General features: G+C 34.9%; 30 protein-coding genes. 21 read left to right on the top strand and 9 right to left on the bottom strand.

What is annotated here, in order from left to right; all coding sequences use genetic code 11:
* The first annotated feature begins 3 nt into the window (after nt 1–3).
* The 8 genes from FJOH_RS18855 to FJOH_RS18825 all read left to right on the top strand — a co-directional run bounded on the left by FJOH_RS18855 (nt 4) and on the right by FJOH_RS18825 (nt 5,246).
* Nucleotides 4–879: a tyrosine-type recombinase/integrase gene (locus FJOH_RS18855; protein ID WP_235023095.1), complete on the top strand. Its 876-nt coding sequence runs from the start codon at nt 4–6 to the stop codon at nt 877–879.
* Nucleotides 880–890: 11 nt separating this feature from the next.
* Entirely contained in the window at nt 891–1,766 is an 876-nt protein-coding gene (locus tag FJOH_RS18850) for a tyrosine-type recombinase/integrase (RefSeq protein WP_012025622.1), read from the top strand.
* 40 nt (nt 1,767–1,806) lie between these two features.
* Nucleotides 1,807–2,430: a zeta toxin family protein gene (locus FJOH_RS18845; protein ID WP_012025621.1), complete on the top strand. Its 624-nt coding sequence runs from the start codon at nt 1,807–1,809 to the stop codon at nt 2,428–2,430.
* Entirely contained in the window at nt 2,379–2,543 is a 165-nt protein-coding gene (locus FJOH_RS27040; protein WP_165768443.1) for a hypothetical protein, read from the top strand. The genes FJOH_RS18845 and FJOH_RS27040 overlap by 52 nt, the downstream gene beginning before the upstream one ends.
* A 316-nt stretch (nt 2,544–2,859) precedes the next feature.
* A complete protein-coding gene (locus FJOH_RS18840) occupies nt 2,860–3,588 on the top strand; it encodes a hypothetical protein (protein ID WP_012025620.1) in 729 nt (242 codons plus the stop codon).
* Nucleotides 3,589–3,594: 6 nt separating this feature from the next.
* Nucleotides 3,595–4,230, top strand: a complete 636-nt coding sequence (locus FJOH_RS18835; RefSeq protein WP_012025619.1) for a hypothetical protein — start codon at nt 3,595–3,597, stop codon at nt 4,228–4,230.
* 114 nt (nt 4,231–4,344) lie between these two features.
* Nucleotides 4,345–4,668 carry a DUF6572 domain-containing protein gene (locus FJOH_RS18830; RefSeq protein WP_012025618.1) on the top strand — a complete coding sequence of 108 codons (324 nt, stop codon included), beginning with the start codon at nt 4,345–4,347 and terminating at the stop codon, nt 4,666–4,668.
* A gap of 38 nt (nt 4,669–4,706) precedes the next feature.
* On the top strand, nt 4,707–5,246 hold the full coding sequence (locus FJOH_RS18825) for a hypothetical protein (protein WP_012025617.1): 540 nt from the start codon (nt 4,707–4,709) through the stop codon (nt 5,244–5,246).
* A 36-nt stretch (nt 5,247–5,282) separates the two neighbouring features.
* On the opposite strand, the gene FJOH_RS18820 is transcribed toward FJOH_RS18825, so the two are convergent.
* The 4 genes from FJOH_RS18820 to FJOH_RS18805 all read right to left on the bottom strand — a co-directional run bounded on the left by FJOH_RS18820 (nt 5,283) and on the right by FJOH_RS18805 (nt 7,949).
* Nucleotides 5,283–5,879, bottom strand: coding sequence for a hypothetical protein (locus tag FJOH_RS18820; protein WP_012025616.1), 597 nt, complete (start codon nt 5,877–5,879; stop codon nt 5,283–5,285).
* 25 nt (nt 5,880–5,904) lie between these two features.
* Nucleotides 5,905–6,339, bottom strand: a complete 435-nt coding sequence (locus FJOH_RS18815) for a hypothetical protein (RefSeq protein ID WP_012025615.1) — start codon at nt 6,337–6,339, stop codon at nt 5,905–5,907.
* Between the two features lie 28 nt (nt 6,340–6,367).
* Nucleotides 6,368–7,147 carry a hypothetical protein gene (locus FJOH_RS18810; RefSeq protein WP_012025614.1) on the bottom strand — a complete coding sequence of 260 codons (780 nt, stop codon included), beginning with the start codon at nt 7,145–7,147 and terminating at the stop codon, nt 6,368–6,370.
* A gap of 181 nt (nt 7,148–7,328) precedes the next feature.
* Entirely contained in the window at nt 7,329–7,949 is a 621-nt protein-coding gene (locus FJOH_RS18805; protein ID WP_123869539.1) for a hypothetical protein, read from the bottom strand.
* A 201-nt stretch (nt 7,950–8,150) separates the two neighbouring features.
* Between FJOH_RS18805 and FJOH_RS18800 the strand changes: the two genes are divergently transcribed.
* The 3 genes from FJOH_RS18800 (at nt 8,151) to FJOH_RS18795 (ending at nt 9,059) form a co-directional block, all read left to right on the top strand.
* Nucleotides 8,151–8,354 (top strand): hypothetical protein, encoded by a 204-nt coding sequence (locus FJOH_RS18800; protein ID WP_035621482.1) that lies wholly within the window; start codon nt 8,151–8,153, stop codon nt 8,352–8,354.
* A gap of 65 nt (nt 8,355–8,419) precedes the next feature.
* Complete coding sequence (locus tag FJOH_RS27035; protein WP_159436659.1) at nt 8,420–8,587, top strand: hypothetical protein; 168 nt, start codon at nt 8,420–8,422, stop codon at nt 8,585–8,587.
* 67 nt (nt 8,588–8,654) lie between these two features.
* Nucleotides 8,655–9,059 (top strand): hypothetical protein, encoded by a 405-nt coding sequence (locus FJOH_RS18795; protein WP_123869541.1) that lies wholly within the window; start codon nt 8,655–8,657, stop codon nt 9,057–9,059.
* A gap of 21 nt (nt 9,060–9,080) precedes the next feature.
* Here FJOH_RS18795 and FJOH_RS18790 read toward each other — a convergent pair whose 3' ends face one another.
* The 3 genes from FJOH_RS18790 to FJOH_RS18780 form a co-directional block, all read right to left on the bottom strand.
* Complete coding sequence (locus FJOH_RS18790) at nt 9,081–10,730, bottom strand: hypothetical protein (protein WP_123875707.1); 1,650 nt, start codon at nt 10,728–10,730, stop codon at nt 9,081–9,083.
* Between the two features lie 245 nt (nt 10,731–10,975).
* Nucleotides 10,976–11,227, bottom strand: coding sequence for a hypothetical protein (locus tag FJOH_RS18785; protein WP_012025610.1), 252 nt, complete (start codon nt 11,225–11,227; stop codon nt 10,976–10,978).
* A gap of 104 nt (nt 11,228–11,331) precedes the next feature.
* Entirely contained in the window at nt 11,332–11,739 is a 408-nt protein-coding gene (locus FJOH_RS18780) for a helix-turn-helix domain-containing protein (protein ID WP_012025609.1), read from the bottom strand.
* A 173-nt stretch (nt 11,740–11,912) separates the two neighbouring features.
* Between FJOH_RS18780 and FJOH_RS18775 the strand changes: the two genes are divergently transcribed.
* The 6 genes from FJOH_RS18775 to FJOH_RS18750 all read left to right on the top strand — a co-directional run bounded on the left by FJOH_RS18775 (nt 11,913) and on the right by FJOH_RS18750 (nt 16,541).
* Entirely contained in the window at nt 11,913–13,550 is a 1,638-nt protein-coding gene (locus FJOH_RS18775; RefSeq protein WP_012025608.1) for a hypothetical protein, read from the top strand.
* Nucleotides 13,551–13,561: 11 nt separating this feature from the next.
* Nucleotides 13,562–14,398 (top strand): hypothetical protein, encoded by an 837-nt coding sequence (locus FJOH_RS18770; protein ID WP_012025607.1) that lies wholly within the window; start codon nt 13,562–13,564, stop codon nt 14,396–14,398.
* Nucleotides 14,385–14,747, top strand: coding sequence for a hypothetical protein (locus tag FJOH_RS18765; protein ID WP_012025606.1), 363 nt, complete (start codon nt 14,385–14,387; stop codon nt 14,745–14,747). Before FJOH_RS18770 ends, FJOH_RS18765 begins: the two co-directional genes overlap by 14 nt.
* An 11-nt stretch (nt 14,748–14,758) precedes the next feature.
* A complete protein-coding gene (locus FJOH_RS18760) occupies nt 14,759–15,319 on the top strand; it encodes a hypothetical protein (protein WP_012025605.1) in 561 nt (186 codons plus the stop codon).
* Nucleotides 15,320–15,374: 55 nt separating this feature from the next.
* The gene (locus FJOH_RS18755) at nt 15,375–15,716 is read left to right on the top strand and encodes a hypothetical protein (RefSeq protein WP_012025604.1); all 342 of its coding nucleotides are present in this window, start codon (nt 15,375–15,377) and stop codon (nt 15,714–15,716) included.
* A 594-nt stretch (nt 15,717–16,310) separates the two neighbouring features.
* Entirely contained in the window at nt 16,311–16,541 is a 231-nt protein-coding gene (locus FJOH_RS18750; protein WP_044047888.1) for a hypothetical protein, read from the top strand.
* Nucleotides 16,542–16,813: 272 nt separating this feature from the next.
* On the opposite strand, the gene FJOH_RS18745 is transcribed toward FJOH_RS18750, so the two are convergent.
* Together FJOH_RS18745 and FJOH_RS18740 are read right to left on the bottom strand one after the other, a co-directional pair.
* A complete protein-coding gene (locus FJOH_RS18745; RefSeq protein ID WP_012025603.1) occupies nt 16,814–17,131 on the bottom strand; it encodes a DUF6922 domain-containing protein in 318 nt (105 codons plus the stop codon).
* A gap of 38 nt (nt 17,132–17,169) precedes the next feature.
* Entirely contained in the window at nt 17,170–17,850 is a 681-nt protein-coding gene (locus FJOH_RS18740; protein WP_012025602.1) for a nucleotidyl transferase AbiEii/AbiGii toxin family protein, read from the bottom strand.
* 219 nt (nt 17,851–18,069) lie between these two features.
* On the opposite strand from FJOH_RS18740, the gene mobA reads away from it, so the two are divergent.
* The 4 genes from mobA to FJOH_RS18720 all read left to right on the top strand — a co-directional run bounded on the left by mobA (nt 18,070) and on the right by FJOH_RS18720 (nt 22,315).
* Nucleotides 18,070–18,507, top strand: coding sequence for a conjugal transfer protein MobA (mobA, locus tag FJOH_RS18735; RefSeq protein WP_012025601.1), 438 nt, complete (start codon nt 18,070–18,072; stop codon nt 18,505–18,507).
* Nucleotides 18,508–18,990: 483 nt separating this feature from the next.
* Nucleotides 18,991–19,554 (top strand): hypothetical protein, encoded by a 564-nt coding sequence (locus FJOH_RS18730; RefSeq protein WP_044048375.1) that lies wholly within the window; start codon nt 18,991–18,993, stop codon nt 19,552–19,554.
* Nucleotides 19,555–19,558: 4 nt separating this feature from the next.
* Nucleotides 19,559–21,229, top strand: coding sequence for a hypothetical protein (locus tag FJOH_RS18725; RefSeq protein ID WP_012025599.1), 1,671 nt, complete (start codon nt 19,559–19,561; stop codon nt 21,227–21,229).
* A 168-nt stretch (nt 21,230–21,397) separates the two neighbouring features.
* Nucleotides 21,398–22,315, top strand: a complete 918-nt coding sequence (locus FJOH_RS18720) for a tyrosine-type recombinase/integrase (protein ID WP_012025598.1) — start codon at nt 21,398–21,400, stop codon at nt 22,313–22,315.
* Nucleotides 22,316–22,318 lie beyond the last annotated feature (3 nt).

The raw sequence follows: 22,318 nt of genomic DNA, 5'->3' as shown, positions 1-22,318 counted from the left end.
ACAGTGGCATTCGGAGAATTTGTAAAAGTCAGGAATTACAAGCAGGGACGGTCAAACCTCTATAAAAACATCATAACGGAATTTCTGGTCTGGCTGGAACAGGCAGGAATCAGCAGAATCCAGAATGTGGCCTCAAAAGAATCTGTGAGGTATCTGGATTATCTTTCTTCAAGACCAAAGAAAAGAGGAAACGGCATTCTGGCTGAAAAGACCATCAAACTGCATCTTTTTGTTCAGGGGCTTTTTCAGGTATATCTGCTGGAAAACAAAGAAATCCAAAATGCCTATTATATCCCATCCATCACTGGCGGAACGCAGAAACCCAGAAACATTCTCACAATAGAAGAAATAAAACTTGTTTATCATCACGCTGAGAATGAAATGGAAAAAGCTCTGCTTTCCATTGCCTACGGATGCGGACTGAGAAGATCAGAGATTGCCAGCCTTGATCTGAAAGATGTGAACCTGATAAAAGGAATGCTGGTTGTCAGGCAGGGTAAAGGAAACAAGAGACGTGAAGTTCCCATGAGCGATACGGTTCTGCAGTACCTGACAAAATATGTCAGGGATGAGAGGCCTGAAAGGCTGACAGGGAGAAACCAGAATGAGGAAGCCTTTTTCATCAACAGCAGAGGCAGAAGATCGACAGGAGAAAACCTAAATGAGATATTAAACAAAATGATTGAGCAGACTGGCAAATTTGAACTTGTCCAGAAAGAAATCACGCTTCACTGCCTGCGCCACAGCATTGCCTTTCATCTTGCAGAGAATAACGCGGGAATTGACTTTATACGCAGTTTTCTGGGGCATACCCAGATAAATACAACCTACATCTATGCGGTGCAGAATAAAAAACGCAAACCAGTCGTAAACTTCTAAAAACGTAACCAATGGAAAACAAGAAACCAGATCTGGAAAATTACCTCAGAGGAATTGTAGCTGAAAAGACAGCGCAGAGCTATCTCTATACAATCAACCATTTTTTAAAGACCAATCCAAAAGCTAAGAGATACCAGTATAAGGATATAGTAAAGCACATGGATAAAGTCAGCCGGAAGCAGTGCAACGTGCAGTACCGAATCAGAATACTGTCAGCCATCAAAAAATATTACGACTATCTGGTGATGTACGGCTATCGAAATGACCATCCCTGCAGAAAGCTTAATATCAAAATTAAGGGCAACCAGACCATTCAGGTTCAGGATCTGTTCAACAGCTCGGAATTACAGCATTTAATGGAACGGGAGAACCGCTACAAGCATCTTGACGTGAGAAACAATGTTCTGATTTCCCTTTTAATCTATCAGGGGCTGGCAAGCGATGAAATAGCAAGGCTGGCTCTAAAGGATGTTGATCTGGATAACGGCACAGCTTACATTAAAGGTTCTGCCAATCTCAATAAAAGAACGCTGGAGCTTGTGCCTAAGCAGATGATACTGTTCCACAATTACATAAATGAAACCCGTCCTGCTTTACTGCGTGGGAGCAGTGATAAATTCATATTGACAAAGCTTGGACAGCCTATTGTAGTGAACAGCATTCATGCCATGATTGAGCCGTTAAGAGGACTATTCCCTGACAGAAAACTAAATCCGCAGACAATCAGAATGAGCGTAATCTGCAACTGGCTTAACGAGAAAAACATTCCATTGGAAAGAGTTCAGGAACTGGCAGGTCATAAATGGCCAGGGACAACTGAGAAATATATCAAAGCGAATGCTTTGGAACAGCGGGGATTGATAAATAGATATTTTCCAAGCATATGACAGGTGTTTATTAAAATTGAAATTTCTTATCTTTGTAACAATGAATAAAAATCTTTATATAATAGCAGGCTGTAACGGTGCAGGTAAAACTACAGCCTCATTTACAATTCTTCCTGAGATATTGCAGTGTAAAGAATTTGTAAATGCGGACGAAATTGCCAAAGGGCTTTCTCCTTTTCAGCCCGAAAAGGCAGCCTTTGAAGCGGGAAGGATAATGCTTCACAGAATCAATGAATTATTAGCCAACAATGAAGTCTTTGCTTTCGAAACGACTTTAGCCACTAAAAGCTATAAGCAGAAAGTGATTGCAGCTCAGGAAAAAGGCTATAAAGTGGTGCTTTTGTTTTTTTGGCTCAATAGTGTTGATCTCGCAATCGAGAGGGTTAAAACAAGAGTTCAGGAAGGCGGTCACAATATTGAAACCGATGTTATTAAACGCAGGTATAAAAATGGAATAACTAATTTATTTGATATATATTTGCCTATAGTTAATGAGGCATTGATTTTTGACAACACAGCTGTAAAAGCTGAATTAATAGCACAAAAAACTTTAGGCAATGACATTGAAGTTATAAATGAAATCAAGTTCGATAAACTCAAAAATGACCAATCATGGGAGAACACAAAACAACAACAACGACACCGACTCAGAAGAAGATTATAGAGGCAATGGATAAAGTTTCTGAAAAACTAATTGAGTTTAAAAAGAAAAATAACAGCGATTTGGTTGTTATGCAGGACGGTAAAATCGTAAGGATAAAAGCCAGCTCTTTGTAAAATATTATTCAATAACAGTGAAAAGCTCTCAGAAATGAGAGCTTTTTTTATTTGCAGACTAAAAAATTATTAGGAAAATAATTAAACTAAATCTACTTTCGCATAAGCTGGAAAATGCTAAAAGAACGTTCTTTATATAGAGATTTTTTGCAAGAGGTCATTTACTGTATAGGAAAATTTTACAGACCCTTATAAGTATAAGTACAACGGCAAGGAGTTCCAAGACGAGCTGGGACTGGGACTTTATGATTATGGTTGGAGAAATTACGACCCTGCAATTGGAAGATGGATAAATCCTGACCCACTTTTAAATGATTTGAAGTTTACTTTTGATGACAGTCAAGTTGATGAAGACGATGACGATGAAGTTTTAGAAGCAATAATTACAAAAATTGATACTGGAGGAGGGATTTATAATCCAGATAATCTAAATCCTTATGGCTACGGTTATGATAATCCAGTAAGTTTTGCTGACCCAGATGGGAGATGCCCTATTTGTCCATTTATTCCACTTGCCATGTTACTCTTTGCTTCCGAACCTGCTATGGCACCCACGAAAGACCATGCTGGTGATTCAAGAAAAATGTCAGAAGCAAAAGAAGCAAAAGGTGCTATGATATTGTCGACAATTCCAATAGCTAGAGGTGCTTCAGCTCTTAACAAGCTCTCAAATGCTACTAAAGGAAAATCAACGATAAAAGAAAATGCAGAAAAAGGCAAGAAATGGGAGAAAGAAGTAACAAAACAATTAAAAGAAGAAGGGCACGATAATGTAAGTGAGCAGATTACTGTTAGTCCTAATGATGGAAAAGGTGGCACTACACCAAATGTTCGAGTGGATAACATGAGTAAAAAAGATGGTAAAATTAGACTTACTGATGCAAAGTCATCAAAAACGGCTGGTAATACAAAAAATCAAAAAGTTGGATATCCAGCACTTGAAAAACATGGAGGTACAGTCGTCGGAAATAAAGGAGCGGCACATGGTTATCCTGCTGGTACAAAGATACCGCCGACAAAAGTAGATATTATAAGACCTAAGTAAAGAGAAATGAGAAATTACGAAATAAAAGAAAAATTACTTTCCAAATTAGAGGTTGTATTATCGCAATACAATTACAAACTGAAGAAAAGTGCCGATGAGTTTATCCATAAAAATAAAGACGGATGGTTTAAGTTTCAACTTATTTTTTTAGAGAGAGATGATGATTGGGAAATAAATTTGGGAATGCTTATTAGAATTGACAATATTGAAAACATTTATCATAAAGGCTCGTATTTTGAACCTAAATATCATAAAACTACACCTACAATTGGAATCACGGTTGAAAATTACATTAATGATGGAAATGAATATCGTTTTGATTTAATAAAATCTCAAGATGTAGAGACTTGTTTCAACGGTATATTTGAGCTTTTTAAAGAAGTCGCAATACCATTTTTTGAAAAATATAAAAGTATAAATGAAATTGAGAAAGCAATAAATGTAAAAGAAGGAAACAGTATTTTTTCTGGGATAAAATACGAAGGTAACCTCGGAATAATACTAGCTAAGCTTGTTAATAATCCTGATTATGAATTTTTTAAAGCAAAATATTTGAAATATTACACAGAGGATTATGACGGATTTTATTTGGAAGAATATCTAAATATCATCAAGGTTCTAGATTCTATAGTCCTTCAATAAATTTTCACATGTAAATAAGGGATGTGCAAACTAAAAATGTAGACAAAGTTAAGGGTGTATTTTTGCACCCTTATCTTTTTTGATTACAGTAACAAAATTAAAAAAAATAAAAATATGTCTATTGAAGATAAAAATCTAATAGATCTTATTAGCGTAGATAAACAGGGAATATTAGTTCTGACGATATCTGATCATTTAAAGTGGGATGATAAGAATGAACATTTATTACTTTTACAAGAGAAGATAAATAGTTATCTGGATTTCATTGAAAACGGTCAATTGGATGAAAGCTATCCTGATAAAGCTGATAAAAAAATTATGATACAAATTGTTTTTAAATATCAGCCGAACAAAACAGCTGAAGATTTTTTAGAAAAAGCTGGAGAAACTGTTAAAGGAATTGGTTATGGTTTTAATTTCTATCAGCTTAATCAATAAATGATAATGTCAGACAAAATTTTAAAGAAAATATAAATATGTTGCAATTTGATCCTGAGATATGGGGAACAGTTTCTGATTGGTTTATGGTAGCAGTTACTACGTTAACAGCTTATTATCTGTACAAAACACTAAAATCACAAAAAGAAGTTCAGATAACTCAAAATAAACTTTTTGAAATTGAGAGTGTGAGATTCAGGGAAAGTATAAAACCTGTTCTTAAGTATAATATTTCTGAAAACATTATTACTCCTCAAGAAAGAGAAAAAAGTAGAGTTTATACGATTGAAGTTACTAATGATTCTTATAATACGGCATTAGAAATTTCAGTTGATCATCCAGAAAGAGACGATATTAAAAGAGTAGCTTGGGCACCACAGAAGCAAAATCATCTTAAAAAGACGGATGGAATTTATCTAATTCACTTTTTGATTGAAAAATTTAGCGATAATCATTTGATAATTTTCAGTATTGAATATAAAGATCTCTCTGGAACAAAATATAAACAAGGTGTTCTTTGTAGAATTGATAGTTATGGGAATGAAATTAATCCTTATCTGCCTGAAATTATAAATTAGATAAACTAAACGATTTAAGATAATATTAAAAGATAATTACAAATCGTCTAGTGCAGTTTTTTTTACTGTTGAACTATTGATTTTGTCAAAATATGCTAATTTAACGAAACAGCTTGTTACACTTTTATGATCAATTGATAATTGTATTTTTCCCTTGTCTGTTTCCCAAATCGAATAATATTTACAACGGTCAAACTTAACATCAAACATTTTTGTTCCATCATCTTTGGGCTCAGAAGAGCGGTTGTCAAACTTCTCAACCACAGCAGAAGGTTTCCCATATTTTTCTGTCAGCATCTCTTTTAGATTAATATAATTATCGTAAAGAGTTGACCAAGTATCTTTTTCAGGAAAAAGAACGGCTATTTTGTGGACTAAATCTTTCTGGTTTAATGTAGAAACGCCTACATAGCAGTCTTTATAACCTGCAAAATCTCCCTGCAATGTTGCCACTCCATCTTTCGTGCTTAGATGGTCGAATCCATTTTGTTTCATTTTTAATACATATTCTTCAAGCGTGCCATCAAGCGGAACACCTTTAAATACCAAATGTTTTGAAGTATCATCTTTTGTTTGCGAAAAAGAATTGTAAATAGGCAGTAAAAGAGTTAACATGATTAAAATTTTCTTCATAATCTATTATTTTTAATTTCTTTAATTAATGATGATTGCTACTTTCAGTTCTCGGCAGTTGATCTAAAACAATTTCTTTACGGTAAGTATTAAATAAAGTTAAGAAAAAGAGACTGAACTTATCTTTGAGCTGTTGTCGGCTAGTTTCAGTTTGACTTTGAGCGCAATTATTATAACTAACAACAACTTCATTGAATAATGTAATTTCATTAGCATAACCATAAAGTTGAATTAGTTTGTTCACTTCTGACATTAAACCCTTAATATCATTTTCAGCAGAGAGCTTGTTTGTGAATTCCCATAGCTCTACTATTTTTTGAAATAAAATAAATCGATATTCTAATCTTTTTTCAAGTTTCTTTGACTTAAGATTGAGAATTGGTGTTATAATAAAACCCGTAATTGAAATAATAAATCCTATACTTCCTAGAATTAAAGCAACAATATTTGATGTATCCATTCGCTTACTAATTTTGAAAAACTTAATTTTATTTTTGATTAAACTTAAAAGTTTTATCTCCAATTTTAACCTGAGTATTAATGCCTGAGTGGATTAGAGACAGGGCTAAGTCGAAAGGCTCTTTAGCATCTTTAGGTTTATAGGAAACAAACACTTCAGTCCCTTCGTAAAAATTCATCACCATTGCAATTAAACCAAATTGATCTGGCTCAAAGAATTGATAATTGAATATTTTCGGATTTTCACCTTTTAATTCATGGGGAATTTCATCAGTTTTAAGTTTTTCTTTTACCATTGCAGTCATGGTTGCTGTTGTCTGGTCATTATATTTTATAAATCCCATTAGCATTTTTATTTCGCCTTCAAAAGTATATCCAAACTCATTATAATAAAGACCATATGCAATATGTTCAAAACATTTTAATAATCTCTCATAATTAGGATTGCCATGGAGTACAGGAAACTTTTTTCCATTCTTTGTCTTTAATGTGTAGTTTTTCGCATTTCGTATAATTTCCTTGTCTAAAAAATCTTTACTTTTTCTGCGGAGGGCCCTGTCAATTTTGGTCTGTGTCTGTAAATATCCAATAGGATTATTTCCAACGATGCTGGCAATTGTAACCATTAGAAATTCGTCATCATGTGACTTATTTGAGTTATGTTCATCACATGAAGGAACAGTTATTAAATTATTTCTAAAATTTAAACCAAGAATATCTTTTGCTTCAGGAAATAAACTTATTGGAGGAACATGTTCTCTTGAAGTAGCTGGTGCTCCACATTTATAGCAGTATTTTATTTCATCCATAATAATCGTGACTTTATTTTTAACAGACTATTTTGTAGATGTTGTCTGTTTGTCATTTCAAATTTAAGGTTTTATATGAAATTATCTAAAATTCTTACAGATTTAATTGAGCGGATAATTTCAAGAAACAGGAAGAAGAGAGTCATATATCTATTTTACGATTTGACCAAAACGAGAGATTTTACGGCATTATTTCCTTATAGCTAATTATAATTACAGATTCTTCAAAAGCACTATAAATTTGCCCAACACTAGTTAAATTTTCTTTTCCTTTTTCAATTAAAAAAAATTCTAGCTTTTTCAGACCAGTGGGATTTTTACTCAGTACATTTCTCCAATCAGCTTTTCCTTTTATGAACTTTAAAAAACTCTCCTTGTCTTCTACTACAAAGTATTTTCTTCTTGGGTCTTCTGAGGTTAGAAGACCTATGTAATTACTAAAATAACCTCGTCTCCTTAATCCGTTAGAGCTTTTATCGTTCCATCTGCCAAATTTAAATTCAGCAATCCTTAAATTAGTTTCTAAATCAAATTTTTCTTTATGATTTCCAGCACCAAGCGATAAGTATTGTAATTTTTCATTTTCTTCAAGCCATTTTTTCTGTGCTATCATTATGCCTGTTGCATGAACAATTTCATCAATCTGGGCGGAAGCTTCTTTAATTATTTTGGAAGCGGAGAAAATATTTTCAAAATCATAATCCGAAACTACTGTATCGAGTTTTTCTAATGTTTTGAAGGTTTCCCGTATATCTAAGTTTTTAAATTTATTAATTATGCTGAGTGCTTCTATTAAATCCATTTTTTCAATTTTAGTATTTAAATGTTCAGTCGCCACATGGCTATGCTCATTTTTTTGCAATGATGTCCTTTAAATATTGAAAGAAAGAAAGAAAGAAAGAAAGAAAGAAAGAAAGAACATCATTTCAAATAATGAGTCGTTCGAATCCTTAAGCTTTTATCTTTCTGTTATCAAGAAAGTTGAAATTTTCAACCACTTTTCATGTTTGGAATAAATAATATTGATGCTGATTTCGATGTCACAGCAAATATAAAACAGCCTGCTTTAATTTGCTTCATCAAAAACAAATCAGTATCAGATGAATTTTTGATGTCCTATTTTATTTTAAAGCCTGTAAATACCTTGCAGGCATTGAGTTTTTTTAAGCGTCCTGATTTAATGTTTAAAACCTTGACAGGCGAATAAAAAATAATTAAAAAAAAATCAACTTTTTTAAAAAATAGGAATATTTATATATAAAGGAAAATATTATGGATACAATTGTACAGTTAGTGGTGGTTATTTTTGTCTTTATCTTTGTGATGACTATTGTTTTAAATTTTGTAAAAAAAGACAGAATACCTCTTATGGGAGATTTTTTTGAGAAAGTCCTTCCAAGATTACCAATCAGTAAAATATTTTCAAGAAAAAAGAAATAAGCTTTTTGGGAAATATATAATAAGCTTTTTGGTACTTTTATTAATGAAACTAAACGTAAAAAATCTAATGAACAATATAATTACGGGTTACAATTATGATACACCCGAAGATGCAATAGTTTCTTTAGAAACTGCATTTTCAAAAAAGGATATAGTAAATGCTATTGCTTCAAAAGATTTTGAAGCAGAAGCAAAAATAGTTTTGCGCAGGACAAATGTAGAGATTAATGAAGAAACTGTTGATCTGACGGCAAAATTACTTGAACTCTCACTTGTTGAGTATATTCTAAATAATGGGTTTCCTGATTTTTCTATGGTAAAAAGGCAATTTTCTGAATTAAGTGAAATAGATAATCATTTGTTTTTCATCGAGGAAATATTAATCTATGAGAATGGTGAAACTTTCAGTAATATAGTTTTTCTAACATATGAGAATGAAAAATGGAAAGTAGCTATGACTGAGGAGAAATAATCTTAATGTGATGCTTAAGAATTACTCCATTCTTTCACAAATTTCTTCGAGCTGTACTATTAATTCTTTTTTGAGCATTTTCTGAAGATTTCCTGTACTTTCTGAATTTTTAATACAGAGAATCAGATCCTTGAAAAGATCAGTATTATCGAGAAAATAAGTTTTTATGTTTGAAAAACCGTGGCGCTGTTTAAGCAGGCTCGTAAACTGGACTAAAGTTCTATTTTCACAGCTTTGGAGGTGCGTCCATAAACTTTGGGCGCTGAAATTCTGAAACAGCTCTTTGTTTATGTTATATTCATCAAATACATCTTTCATCTTCTCCAAGTCATTCTGTGCAATAGCATTTAAAAGTGAATTCGTTTTTTCTTTTTCAAATTCTTTCTCGCTTTCATTAATATACTCAATAATTTTATCTCTTAAGATTGTATCATCAGCAGGATTTTGATCCATATCAAATGAAAAGTTTCGTGTTCTCTTAATAGGTACAAAGTCTTCTTTGGCAATAAGAAGTCCTTCAAGCAGAATTTCCCTTATCTCATCTTTTGTATGGTTAATAATAAAATTTTCAGAATAGAAATTTAAAAATTTAGAAATCTGCAGATAATCTGAGATTTCATATTTGCCTTGTTTTGCAAAAAGTAAGAACCGCTCAATATTTTCATTAAATTCCTCATTAGATAACTGTCTGAATTTATTTGTTGCAACATTTGTGAAGGTAGCATTTTCAATTGTAGGCTCAACAGGAATACGGCTTTTAAGTTCATTATTAAATTTTTCAAGATCCAAATAACCTGTGAGTATGAACTGGTATACAGCTGGATAAAAAAAGTAATCCTGTATATAATTGGAAAGATATCTGTTATAGAATTTTTCCAGTTCGCTTTCTTCTTTTTGAGTTTTTTCAGCTTTTTTCGAAAGTAAACTAAATGAAGGGTCGAAATTGAACATCACATAGGCTGGATTCAATAAATCAAGATCATTAAAATTGTTATAGTTACTGGAATTCAGATTACCTTTTTTAAACTCCAGTGTAATAATCAATGTAAATAATATAATTTCTTTTTTAAATTCTAGATTTGATTTTAAAACAGGAAATAATTTATTTAAAGCTTCAAGGTAAAAAGATAAATTCCTTAGATTTTCTTCTTTAAACTCTGCTAAAATTTCAAGTATATATGATTTATTCTGATCTAGGAAAGATGAGAATTCAGGATCCGGAATTTTATATCTCTCAATAAAAAATGGGAAGATATAATTTAAATCATTACTGAAATTTAATACCCTGCCAATAACTTTTTCTTTAATAGAGTTATACGTGGATTTATTTACATCCTCACTATCCGGTATTTTGGATTCATCAGATAGAATGAGAACTTTCGAGTTTTTATGTTCAACAAAATTATTGATATATCCCAGCACTTCGCTTAAAGGAATATTACATCTTTCAAGGTCATCAAAGCATATTACCTGCTTTGAAAAAAGTGCAGTGTCAACTTCAACATCTTTTAAAATTTCTTCAGGACTAAAATTGTATTTACTCTGTATAATTTTTCCTCCTATATTTTTTAAGAGATTAAGTGTCGAGACAGCCTTTTTTGTATCTAATTTATTTAGAAAAGGGATAAGTTTAATCTTTAACTGATAATCTAGTGTTTCTATTTTATTCAATCCATTTAATGAAATATATAAAGTTTTGAAGTTATTCTCGTCACAGATTTTACTTAAAGAGTCTTTCCAGAAATAAGTTTTACCGCTTCCCCAGCTACCATTAATAAGTAAAGCATAATTCGAATTAACTGTTTTTAAGTAATCTTCAAATATTACTTTGATATGTGAACTGTCCATAGACTGAATATTTTTTTGTTAAGAAATGCGTTTGTTATTATGTGAAGCAAACATCAAAAAATGACTGTTTACTCTTTCAGAAGTGTTATAATATCTGTTACATTATTAGCTGAAATAAAATCTAATAAAAATTTCTCAGCTTCTTCTTTTTGCTCTTGAGAAGTGGTAAAAGTATTTAAGTAAAAATCTTGATTTTCATCTGCTATGTGGATTATTTCAGTGTAGCCTCTTGTAATTAGAGAGCCTTTAAGCTTTAGCACTTTAAGCTCTTTATCCCTTTCAATTTCTTTTTTCACTCTAAGCTTTATCGTTTTATTCATGGTATTTATTTTGGTATTTTAAAAAGTCAGAACAAATAAACTTTAAAAACAAAAAAGAGACTTGAAAGTCTCTTTTTGGAATTAATATATCTTTTATAAAAGCATCATTTTGCTTTTAGTAATTTTTCCAAGTATTCGACTTTATCTTTTTCCGCCTGAACCAAACGCTCATAAAGTTTGATCTGCTGTTCGTGGGATTCGATTAATTTATCTAATGGATTAAAATTGCATACATTATTTGCAAAAGTATTATTGCCTGAATCGTTAAAAGTATTAAAATAATTAAACACACCTTCTTCCGAAAAATTCTTAATTGCCTCTACACTTACACCCAATGCTTTTGCTACTTCGATTAGTTTTTCTTCTTCGATAGTCTCGCTGTTTTCCATAATAGAAATCGCCTGCTGGTTTGTACCCATAGCCTGTGCCAGTGCTTCCTGTTTCATGTCTTTCAGTTCACGGATACGGCTGATTTTACGCCCCATGTGACTTGGTTTTGTTGATGTATTCATAGCTCAAAGATAATAATTAAGAATAAAAAAGTAAGTCCTATGTATGATATAGAAATTTTACTGTACGGTATGATACAAATTGATACGGTACAGTACGACTAATCACTTACTTGCTCGTGTGTTAAACAAAAATACAATTTTTCACACAAGTATTAATTAAAAAAATTAAAATTATGAGTAGTGCAATTCAATTTCAAGATCAGAAAGAATTGGAGAATGCCGTTAGAGAGCTCCAATCATTTATGGACATTACAGCGGTCACCCTGCATGAGGCAGAGACCGCAGGTAAAAGAGGTTATATACTTACTATAATCTTAAGGGAAGATTCACAGCAGATTGCATCGGAAATGTATGACTGGGCGGATAAGGTTTTAAAAAAGTATCCGTCCGTTCCTTATGTAATTATAAATCTATGGGATGTACTGCATCGCTTAAAGCATGGGAGCTTGTATTATTTAAAGTGGTATTTATCAAACATAAGTCTGTTTAAAAACGAGGAGTTTGGTTTTAAGATTACAAAAGATATTCCCTCTGTATCCGTTCTGCTAAAAAAAGCAGTAAAGAAAAACAGCGGGCTTTTAGCCAAAGCAGAATCATTAAGAAGAGGTTCCCAGCATTATGAGGGAACAAATAACCATCATATGGCAATCTATACAATCCATCAGGCGGTCAACCTTCTTTTTGGTATAATCGGAGAACTTGTCATGGGAAAATCTCATTCGAATCATTATACACTAGAGCACTTAAATACGATAAAGGATTATGCACCTATTTTGAAACAGGTGTTCAATACTGATCATGATAAGGATAGAGAAATTGCCGATTTACTTGATAGAGCAAGGATTGAATTCCCTTATGGAGGCAAAACAAAAATTAAGAAAGACAGGGTTAAAGATGCACAGAAGAAACTTTACCGCATCTTAAAAGAAACTAAGAAAATCTTCCAAGACCAGCTTTCTTACTGCGAGGAAAAATCCGTTTTTTTTATTGAACCAAAACAGAATCCAGAAATTTTAAACGATGGTGTCATCGACTATGAGAAAATTGTCAGTGATACCGTTACGTCTTATCTTAAGACCGAGGCAGTTTATTGTTTTGGAACAGCGGAAAAAAGGGTTAAACATTTTTATCTATTAGTACTTTTCAAAGAAAGTAAAGTAAATGCAGTGCATGATCTGGCTGATATGATTAAAAGCAGAACCAAAGAGCAGTGCACAGCAACACTTTTGATTCATCATATTTCAGAGCTTAAGAGCGCAACAGGCGATCAGAAATATTTCTTTTTGAATGTTATAAAAAATGGAAAGGCTTTATTTAAAAAAGAATCTGTTGCTTTAGAATTTGGAGATCTTCCAGTTCGCAGTATAACATCAGCAAAAGAATACCTCTGCTATAGAAATATTGTGGTAAACTACATGGAAAGCTGGCAGGGAGATTATGAATGGGCGTGTTATGCTCCTCTTAAAGGTCTGATGCTCCATACTATGGCAGAACAGATCTGTCTTGGGATGATCCGTTTGTTTATGGGGTATTCTCCAAATCATTTTTCCCTTTCTTATCTATTAGAAATCTGTGATTATTTTAACCCTGAAATAAGCACTTACTTCCCGCGGGTTACAGAGCAGGACAGAAACTTGTTTACGATATTAAGCAGATCATATGCTTCACTGAGATACAGCGGTGCAGATACTTTTTCTGAACTCGATATGAATCTTTTGCAGGATCGATACAATGATTTTGCTGGTTTTTGCACAGCTGTTGTAAAAGATGAATTAGGACGCACTGAGAATCTGATTTCGGCTGAACTTTAAACAGACAGATCATGTATTATAATATTTTAACACAGAAAGACCATCCCAAATATAGGGCAGTCAAGAAAACAGTGAAACTCTTGGTAGAGTTTGTAGAAGCTGAGTGTGTTTACTTTTCGGATTCTGCTATAGAATCAAAAATAGGGATTCTGACAATTGTTGTGAGCAAAAAAAGCCCCCATTACTATGATGATGTTGTCTTCCATTTATGGAAAGTAATTGAAAACTACAATAATTTTTCATTCTGTTTTTTTGACAGGGAGTGTATAAAGAGAGAAGTGGGAAAAGGAAATTTATTTTTTATTTTCAATTGTAAAGAAACGGATCTTGTGTATAGAAACACTGAAGGGAAAACTGTTCTGGATATAAAAAAATTAAATATGAAACGGCTTTTGAAAAAGACTGTTGCAAATTATCAAATGTGGATATCAGAGGCCAATACTATTGGCAGAGACTTAAAATACCACCGTGGAAACGAGAATCATTTAATGGCATTGTATGTTATACATGAGCAGTTTCGATATCTCTTTATTAACGCTTCATGGGTTCTAACGGGTGAATGGGTGATAGATGGAAACATTTCAGACCAGCAGGAGCGCATTGCGAAGTTTAATAGTGTCTTAGGCAACACTTTTGATTTAGAAAACAAAGAAGAGAAAGAAGTTTTAAGAAAGCTTGATCTTGCCCGAAAAGCTGTTCAGTGGGGAGAAGAAATTGAACCATTAACTGCAGAAATTGTTGAATCAGCATATGAAAAAATGCAGTGGCTGATGAGTGAAGTAAAAACAATGTATCAGCAGTATGCTGAGCAAACCAAACAAATATTTAAAGAATATGGAAACCAATGATAATAAAAAGGCGGATGATTTTATCAAAGAACTGAAAAGCAGTTTTTATTTTAGAACACTGACCCCGCAGAGAGAGAAAGAAGGTATTTATCATGCAGATATAAAATTTACGAGCTACATAAAACTCATTTATACAGTACAGGATCTACTCAAAATAGCACTTCACACACTGGAGAATTCAGATCTTGAGAATTCCAGCCAGATCGAAGATCCCGCTTTTCATCTTACGAGTATTTTGGAAATTGCAATACAGCTACTTCCGTGCAGTGAAGCGGAAGGGCTTGATAAACTGCATAAGCTTTATTTAGAGACTAATAGTGAAAATAAAAATGAACAAATGGATAACTAATTTTTTAAATCATGAAAAAGAAGAAAAAAAACTTTGAAACCAAGTTCTGGGCTGGATTTGAGGCGGGAAATCCATTTGAAGCATCTGATGCCCTTTTTGATTTTGCACATCTTGACTACTATAAGCGAAATTTAACGCAGGCAGTACTGTACAGCTTTAAAGAAGAAATATGCAGTAATGATAGACCAAGCGAGATTTTTATATTCTATAAAGCAATATGCTCATTTTTGAAAACATACTACTGCCTGCATAAAAAAAGCAGTAAATGGAGAGTGAAAGAGTCAGTGCGCACTGAAAATGTATTTCATCTCACTTCATTGACAAAGCAGGAATATGACAATCCTTTCACAGTATTTCGAAAGGCATTTGCAGAGAAAAGCCTTAAGGAGTTTGAATTTTTCCTTTCTGAAATAGTGAGCGTTTCATTGTCTCCATACAAAGGAGACGGTGATATTGATCTTACGACTCCGTATATCCATTTAATAAAAATGCTTGATGCAGGAGAGCTTATGCGTGAAAGAGGGCTTGAAAAAATAAAAAAAGTTAATGAATCTAAAGAGAATGCCGAATGATGAAGTTAGTGCATCATTACATAGATACTAGATTTAACTAATAAAATATATAGATATGAAAAAAAATAAAATCAAATTAAATAATCTGGTTGAAAATCCTGAACGTTATTTTATAATGCTCAAACCTGCATCAAAAATGCGGAACGATATACACAATCTCGAAATAAATGTGCAGGGATATTCAGACCTGTTCTGCCTGATTATGGATCTGCTAAAAGCTGGAATGCTTGCTTTAGAAGGAGTTGAAGGAAGCGGGGAAAATGTTAAAGATCCTGAAAGATATGTTGGAAGTCTGCTCAGGGTAATAGAAATGCTGATCCCGCTGGAAGAAGGAGATTTACTGGATTTGCTTTATATAAAACATCTAAATGAGAAAAATAAAAGTGGCTCCCAGTAACTTTTCTCCAATTGTAACTATAATAAAAACGGCGACTTCGGAGGCGTTTTCCAGCCCCGCAGGGCAAGTTGTTTTGAGATGCTGAATTCATTTCAAGCATCTCAAAACACAACTTGCAGTGTTCTGGTGAACACATTATTAGAATATATTTTAATTGAAAGGGCTTGATGCCCTTTTTTTTTGTAATGATTATAGGTTATTTATTTTAGAAATCTGCAAAGTGTGCAGGCTTATGACACAGCCTGATCATATAGCAGTTTTTTCGGTGAAGCCAGCAGATTGTGGGAAGATATATTAACGCAATAATTAACTTATATATTTTACTTATAAGCAAGGGCTCAAGTATTCAGGACTGCAAGTAAGCAAGTATGCAGGTGTTTAAGTATTCAAGTATTCAAGTATGCAGGAATGTAAGCAGGTAAGTATGTAAGTATGTTGGCATGCAAGAACGCTGGCATGCAGGTTTGCAAGCCTGCAAGCATTTACTTATATTTATAAGTGTTTTTAAAAGCATAAAAATGTAAAAATGCTTTTATAGTTTTTTAGGAAACTTTATGGTTTTATTTCCAGCAAACATTAAAAGAAAATTTAAAATTGCAGAATACCACTAAAAATATTTTTCCAAAGAAAACAGAAAAACGGAAAAAAGAAAAAGAAAGCAATTTCACAGGACGGGGTGCAGACAGGCCAAAAGGAATCGGAATAAGTCCCGAAGGGTGTCTTGTGAGGCACGAGCAAGGCATTATGCCGAAGTCTTTTTGCCAGACTGCGACAGCCCGTCCTACCTTGGGTTTCTTTTTATTATTTCTTTTGATAAAAATCTAAACAGCAATCAGCAGATAAATGACTGCATATAAAAACAGAAGACTTTTCGGGAATTTTGTAATTGCAAACTTGGAAGATAGCCAGATATTGCAGAATGCTTCTTAAAACAATTTTGAGCTCTGTAATATATTATTCAGATAATCGTTTAAAAGCATACGCCATTGTGCGGATAGTAAACATACATTTGGAAGATTATGTTTATGGACATGCCCTCCACTGCATTGAAGTGATTAATCACTGCGGATGGAGGGTTTAATTTATCAAATACAATGCTAAATCCAGTGATAGGGTTTGTCCTTACGGTTGAGGTAGCAGTACATTTCTTCCTTTTTGAGTTCGGGAAAGAATTTTATAGCACGGTCAATAGCATAATTGGGAAGGAAATGGATTTCGTCACGGATAGCTGTGACAACTTTATCATGTCCATAAAAGCGCACGATTTCATCTATTTCATCCTGTCCTCCACGTTCTATGATACGCGCAATAATAGTTTTGTATGCTTTGTCAAAGTCCATGGCATCTATGTCGAAATCCCAAAAGAAGACCCGATCCAGATTAGGAACTCTGCTGTTTTTTTTAACTTCTGCCATATAGTAAAAATACGATTTTTAAGCTTCTTATTCAAATTTTATCTCCTAAATCCGCGTCTTTTACCTGGTGGAGGAATTTGATTTTTTGGCTCGGAAAAATCAAAAGAAGGATTGAAAACTGCTTTTTTCAGACGCTGGGTCATTTTTGTCCAGCTGGTTTCTTTTCCTTTCAGGAGTTTAACTTTTTCTTCCATGTCTATATTTTCATGATGCAGTAATGAATGGGAAGCCAGTGCGGGATTTCCATTGTATTTGTTATGGTAAGCATCTAAATAGGTCTTAAGGGGATGATGTTCCAAAAGAAAATACATATCCACAAAATCTTTTATCCTTGTGCCGTTTTGAAATATCGCATGGAGTTTCATAGCGCCTATGTCTTGTAGAGATACCAGTCTGATTCCCTGCTCGGTCTTGATCGGCTCCTGCCATGGATATTTATGGGCTAGAACATCTACTTTAACCTTACCGATATTTAAAAGCATTGTATTGTCAAACAGCTCCCTGATTGTAACAGTATGCTCACTTCTTAAATGAGCAAGCATATCCTGTACATTAAAATCCTGTGTGGAGAACAGATCTAAATCGACGCTTAACCTATGGCCGATCATCAGGCTCAAGGCAGTACCGCCGACAAGATTGAATTCTTTCAGTTTTTCATCTTTCATAAGCCTTTGGAGAAGTTCCCACATCTGGGGAGTAACAGTTTCTTTATACAGCATAATTTCATGTTTTCAGAAAATTAATTCTGAAAAAGTTCTGCTCTTATGAAGTGTCTTCTGATGGCTTTATTTGGCGAGGGAAGGCCAATGAGAAAGATATAAGACAGTATGGGGCAGTTATGCCAAATACTGCTAAGCACTTCCAATTAATTCCAAATTGAGTTTTAACTGCCAGTTATCGGATATATTGGACTTAAGCAATACCATTAAATTGAAGCCATGGAAAATGAAGAGAAAAAGAATCCGCACAAAGGAGGAAGGCCTTCCAAAACAGATCCTGCAGTGCACCGCTATTCCATCAGCCTTACTGCAGAAGAAAATGCCCGTTTCCTGACTCACTTTGAAGTATCAGGAATGCATGTAATGGCGCATTTTATTACAGCCTGCGTATTTCAGAAGGGGGTTAAAACAGTCAGGATCGATAAAGCCACAATGGATTATTATATGCGCCTGACCTCTTTTTACAGCCAGTTTAGGGCTGTCGGGGTAAACTACAATCAGGTTGTAAAGCTTTTATATCAGAAATTTTCCGAAAAGAAAGCTTCTGCATATCTGTACAAGCTGGAAAAACAGACAATAGAATTAGCCGTCCTGTCCAAAAAAATCATACAGCTAACCGAGGAATTTGAACAAAAACACCTGAGAAAAGATTCCTGATATTACAGCGAAAACTGCAAGTGAGACTGATCTAAGCAAATGTTTATTTGTGCCCAATGTATGAAACACGATTTTCAATGTACCGTATATAAAAAATTGATAGCATACATTGCTGTGATTTTTTTAATTGCCTGCAATTGCAAAAATGCAGTTCCGAAGTCATGTTTCATATCACCTTTTTTATCAATCACATAAGATCACCTCCCCGTAGTTTACGGAATCATAAAAGTCCGCTGTTGCGGACTCAATCTATTTCGTCCATACCTTCTGCAGGTTTGCAGAATAATATCATATCTGAAAACAAATTGTCTTGTACATTGTGACTTTACAAGACAAACAGTGCCGGCAGTGCCAATTTTTCTACAGCTTCAAAAACACATATTTATATTTACAGGAAGACTTTAATACTTCTTTGATATAATGCAGTACTGCCAAACGGCTTCGGTCGCCTTATCTCCGACAAAATGGAAAGCATCAATATTTATGGAAACTTTAGAAACACTATTCCGGTCTTTCGAGACAGGAATCCGAAGTGCCAAGGCTTTAAAGCCCAAGCAGTACCTTAAGAGTATCGGACTGGAATATTCAGATCTTCGGATCGGCTTCAATTCAGGCCAGTTCCATCACCGTAAAACCCTCGAGTCCAAGGATGCGTTTGAAAAACTCGGCGTAATTACAAAAAGCGATGCGGGAGTTCGGGATGATTCCTTTACGGCCTATACCGTCTTTGGACGTTACGGGCTTATTTTTCCTCTTCTTGACAGAAACAGCAGGATTGTGAATTTTTTCGCACTGCGTTTTGATCTGGATGAAAAAAAGCAGGATTACCTGAACATTGAAGGAATCTACCCCGCCTATCCGCATCCCCTTACCAAGAAATTATACTTAGCTCCGACAGTCATTGACTGCGCAAGTTTAATACAGAGTAAAGTACTGGATCAGAGGGAAGCCGTTATAGCGCTTCATGACGGGGAACTGCTCGAACAGCATTTAGAAGTTATTAAATCGTTATATGAACTGGAAGTGATAATAATCTTTAAGCGGTGATAAAATGGAAAAGATCAGATTACAGATGCAGGAGTTAAGACCCGATGTTCCACTATCTATAGTGGAACTGCCTGAGGGGCACAGCCTCAATGATATGTGGGTCAATTATGGGACAGAAGGAATATCGAATCTTTTGAAAAGCGCCAAAACGGAAAAAGCTGGCGAAGGACTGCAGATTGTCAATGGCTACAAGATAAGCTATAAAGGGCTCTGTGGAACTTTCTTTGTTCTGGGAAACCTGCCGATGGATTTAGGAAATCTGAGAATTTCCCTTCAGATTGTGGAATACAATACAAACAGAAAGCACAGGCTTAAAATCGATTTGTTTGATTTTTCGAGCGTGCAGAGCCAGTGCACAGATTTTTCGGAAAAACAGGGCTTTGATTATGATAATCTTGAAAAGGATTTAGTAACGCTTACCGATCTGCTGGAACAGCACAGGGAAGCCTTATTTGAAGCGGAGATCAACCCAATGGCGGAGCGTTATGCGGAAAAGGAGCTTACGCCTTTGGCGCAGGAAAAGGCTGTTACCTTTCTTACTAAACCCAAACTGCTGGAAAACATAAACAGACTTTTGGAGCAGAACGGCATTGTCGGGGAAGAAGAAAACAGAATCCTGATTTTTATTCTGGCATCGAGTTATAAAATGCCTTACCTGATGCACGGACTTGTCCAAGGATCAAGCGGAGAAGGGAAAAGCCATCTGATCAACGGAATTGCAGGATGCATGCCTCAGGAAGATGTGATGAACATGACCCGCATTACAAGCAAATCGCTCTATCACTACAGAGACAAGGAACTAATCAACAAGCTGATTATCATTCAGGATTTTGACGGTCTTGATGAAGAGGCGCAGTATGCTTTCAGGGAAATGCAGTCCGCCAAATTCCTGACCAGCTCGACCGTGGTCAAAGATATATTCGGCAACAACAGGGGAAAAATCAAACAGGTGCATGCTCATTTTGCCAGCCTTACCACAACCACAAAAGCCGAGGTGTACTACGACAACATGAGCCGTTCGGTAATCGTAGGCGTTGATGAAAGCCAACAGCAGACACTCAGGATTATTAAAAAACAGAACCTGAAAACAGCGGGACAGTCCGACAGCGAAAAGGAAGAACACGCAAAACAGCTTTTAAGAAATGTAATGCGAGTTCTGAAATCTTATGAGGTTGTAAATCCTTATGCTGATAAGCTCAGCCTTCCGATGGAAGCCAGAATGCTTAGAAGGCTGAACTCTCAGTTCCAGAATTTTGTCTCACAAATCACAATCCTTCACCAATACCAGAGGAAGACAGATACTAAAGGCAGGCTTATCACTGACAAAGCAGATATAAAGTCAGCGGTTGATTTATTCTTCAGCTCCATCATCATCAAAGTGGATGAGCTTGATAAAAGCACCAGACAGTTCTTTGAGAACCTTAAGGACCTTATAAAAAAGCAGAAAGAAGGAACATCAAAAAAATTCACGGCAAGGGAGATCAGACAGGGGCTCAATATCAGCAAAACAGCAACATTCCGCTACATGCACCTACTGCAGGAACTTGAATACATTCAGGCAGTGGAAGGCTCATACAACAGGGGGCTGAAATTCTCCATTGCCTACTGGGATGATATGGACAGGCTAAAATCCCGAATCAGAACGGAACTGCACCGACAGCTTGAAGCACTCTGAAAGAAACAGCAAAAACTAAATAAAAGGAACGCCAAGGAACACCAGCGGAACGCTGGAAGCCTTCAAAATACTGGCTATACGATACTGGCGTTCCGCGTTCCAGAAGGTGCGCAAGCACAGGCTTTCAAATAGCAGAGAATAAAACACAATAATTAAAAGAAAAATACAATGAAAAAAAATATACAGTCTAAGGACTTTCAAAGGCTCGCAGGGGCATTTGACAAATTTGTGAAAGTCCGGAATTACAAACAGGGAAGATCAAATCTGTACAGAAACATCATAACCGAATTTCTGATCTGGCTTGAACAGGCAGGAGTCAGCAGGATGCAGAATGTGACTTCAAAAGAATCCGTGAAGTATCTGGAATACCTCACAGCAAGACCAAAGAAAAGAGGGAACGGCGTACTGGCGGAAAAGACAATCAAACTGCATCTGTTTGTACAGGGGCTTTTTCAGGTTTACCTTCTTGAAAACAAAGAAATCCAGAATATCTATTATATCCCTTCCGTTTCGGGAGAAACCCAGAAGCCCAGAAATATCCTCACTATAGAAGAAATAAAACTGGTCTACCAGTATGCAGAGAATGAAATGGAAAAAGCCCTGCTGTCTATTGCCTATGGATGCGGACTGAGAAGATCAGAAATTGCAAACCTTGACTTAAAAGATGTAAGCCTTATCAAAGGAATGATTGTAGTGAGGCAGGGAAAAGGAAACAAAAGACGCGAAGTGCCTATGAGCGATACGGTTTTGGAATACTTAAAAAAATACATCAGGAATGAGAGACCTGAAAGGTTGTCAGGAAGAAACCAGAATGAGGAAGCATTCTTCATTAACAGCAGAGGCAGAAGATCAACAGGCGAAAACCTTAATGAGATCCTCAGCAAAATGATCGAGCAGACTGGAAAATTCGAGCTTGTCCAGAAAGAAATAACGCTCCACTGCCTTCGACACAGCATTGCGTTCCATCTGGCAGAGAATAATGCAGGGATTGACTTTATACGCAGTTTTTTGGGGCATACCCAGATCAATACCACATACATCTATGCGGTGCAGAACAAAAAACGCAAGCCAGTCGTAAACTTCTAAAAA

The organism is Flavobacterium johnsoniae UW101, assembly GCF_000016645.1.
GTDB classification, from domain to species: Bacteria; Bacteroidota; Bacteroidia; order Flavobacteriales; family Flavobacteriaceae; genus Flavobacterium; species Flavobacterium johnsoniae.
The sequence above is the reverse complement of the archived record's forward strand: the minus strand, read 5'-3'. Positions and strand labels throughout refer to the sequence as shown.

What these genes read in the sequence shown, in the direction of transcription:
- FJOH_RS18795 (WP_123869541.1), top strand. Translation starts at nt 8,655, where the DNA reads ATGAACAATATAATTACGGGTTACAATTATGATACACCCGAAGATGCA.
- FJOH_RS18815 (WP_012025615.1), bottom strand. Translation starts at nt 6,339, where the DNA reads ATGGATACATCAAATATTGTTGCTTTAATTCTAGGAAGTATAGGATTT.
- FJOH_RS18780 (WP_012025609.1), bottom strand. Translation starts at nt 11,739, where the DNA reads ATGAATACATCAACAAAACCAAGTCACATGGGGCGTAAAATCAGCCGT.
- FJOH_RS18720 (WP_012025598.1), top strand. Translation starts at nt 21,398, where the DNA reads ATGAAAAAAAATATACAGTCTAAGGACTTTCAAAGGCTCGCAGGGGCA.
- FJOH_RS18770 (WP_012025607.1), top strand. Translation starts at nt 13,562, where the DNA reads ATGTATTATAATATTTTAACACAGAAAGACCATCCCAAATATAGGGCA.
- FJOH_RS18745 (WP_012025603.1), bottom strand. Translation starts at nt 17,131, where the DNA reads ATGGCAGAAGTTAAAAAAAACAGCAGAGTTCCTAATCTGGATCGGGTC.
- FJOH_RS27040 (WP_165768443.1), top strand. Translation starts at nt 2,379, where the DNA reads ATGGGAGAACACAAAACAACAACAACGACACCGACTCAGAAGAAGATT.
- FJOH_RS18800 (WP_035621482.1), top strand. Translation starts at nt 8,151, where the DNA reads ATGTTTGGAATAAATAATATTGATGCTGATTTCGATGTCACAGCAAAT.
- FJOH_RS18760 (WP_012025605.1), top strand. Translation starts at nt 14,759, where the DNA reads ATGAAAAAGAAGAAAAAAAACTTTGAAACCAAGTTCTGGGCTGGATTT.
- FJOH_RS18835 (WP_012025619.1), top strand. Translation starts at nt 3,595, where the DNA reads ATGAGAAATTACGAAATAAAAGAAAAATTACTTTCCAAATTAGAGGTT.
- FJOH_RS18765 (WP_012025606.1), top strand. Translation starts at nt 14,385, where the DNA reads ATGGAAACCAATGATAATAAAAAGGCGGATGATTTTATCAAAGAACTG.
- FJOH_RS18820 (WP_012025616.1), bottom strand. Translation starts at nt 5,879, where the DNA reads ATGAAGAAAATTTTAATCATGTTAACTCTTTTACTGCCTATTTACAAT.
- FJOH_RS27035 (WP_159436659.1), top strand. Translation starts at nt 8,420, where the DNA reads ATGGATACAATTGTACAGTTAGTGGTGGTTATTTTTGTCTTTATCTTT.
- FJOH_RS18730 (WP_044048375.1), top strand. Translation starts at nt 18,991, where the DNA reads ATGGAAACTTTAGAAACACTATTCCGGTCTTTCGAGACAGGAATCCGA.
- FJOH_RS18785 (WP_012025610.1), bottom strand. Translation starts at nt 11,227, where the DNA reads ATGAATAAAACGATAAAGCTTAGAGTGAAAAAAGAAATTGAAAGGGAT.
- FJOH_RS18825 (WP_012025617.1), top strand. Translation starts at nt 4,707, where the DNA reads ATGTTGCAATTTGATCCTGAGATATGGGGAACAGTTTCTGATTGGTTT.
- FJOH_RS18775 (WP_012025608.1), top strand. Translation starts at nt 11,913, where the DNA reads ATGAGTAGTGCAATTCAATTTCAAGATCAGAAAGAATTGGAGAATGCC.
- mobA (WP_012025601.1), top strand. Translation starts at nt 18,070, where the DNA reads ATGGAAAATGAAGAGAAAAAGAATCCGCACAAAGGAGGAAGGCCTTCC.
- FJOH_RS18845 (WP_012025621.1), top strand. Translation starts at nt 1,807, where the DNA reads ATGAATAAAAATCTTTATATAATAGCAGGCTGTAACGGTGCAGGTAAA.
- FJOH_RS18725 (WP_012025599.1), top strand. Translation starts at nt 19,559, where the DNA reads ATGGAAAAGATCAGATTACAGATGCAGGAGTTAAGACCCGATGTTCCA.
- FJOH_RS18805 (WP_123869539.1), bottom strand. Translation starts at nt 7,949, where the DNA reads ATGGATTTAATAGAAGCACTCAGCATAATTAATAAATTTAAAAACTTA.
- FJOH_RS18830 (WP_012025618.1), top strand. Translation starts at nt 4,345, where the DNA reads ATGTCTATTGAAGATAAAAATCTAATAGATCTTATTAGCGTAGATAAA.
- FJOH_RS18740 (WP_012025602.1), bottom strand. Translation starts at nt 17,850, where the DNA reads ATGCTGTATAAAGAAACTGTTACTCCCCAGATGTGGGAACTTCTCCAA.
- FJOH_RS18810 (WP_012025614.1), bottom strand. Translation starts at nt 7,147, where the DNA reads ATGGATGAAATAAAATACTGCTATAAATGTGGAGCACCAGCTACTTCA.
- FJOH_RS18755 (WP_012025604.1), top strand. Translation starts at nt 15,375, where the DNA reads ATGAAAAAAAATAAAATCAAATTAAATAATCTGGTTGAAAATCCTGAA.
- FJOH_RS18850 (WP_012025622.1), top strand. Translation starts at nt 891, where the DNA reads ATGGAAAACAAGAAACCAGATCTGGAAAATTACCTCAGAGGAATTGTA.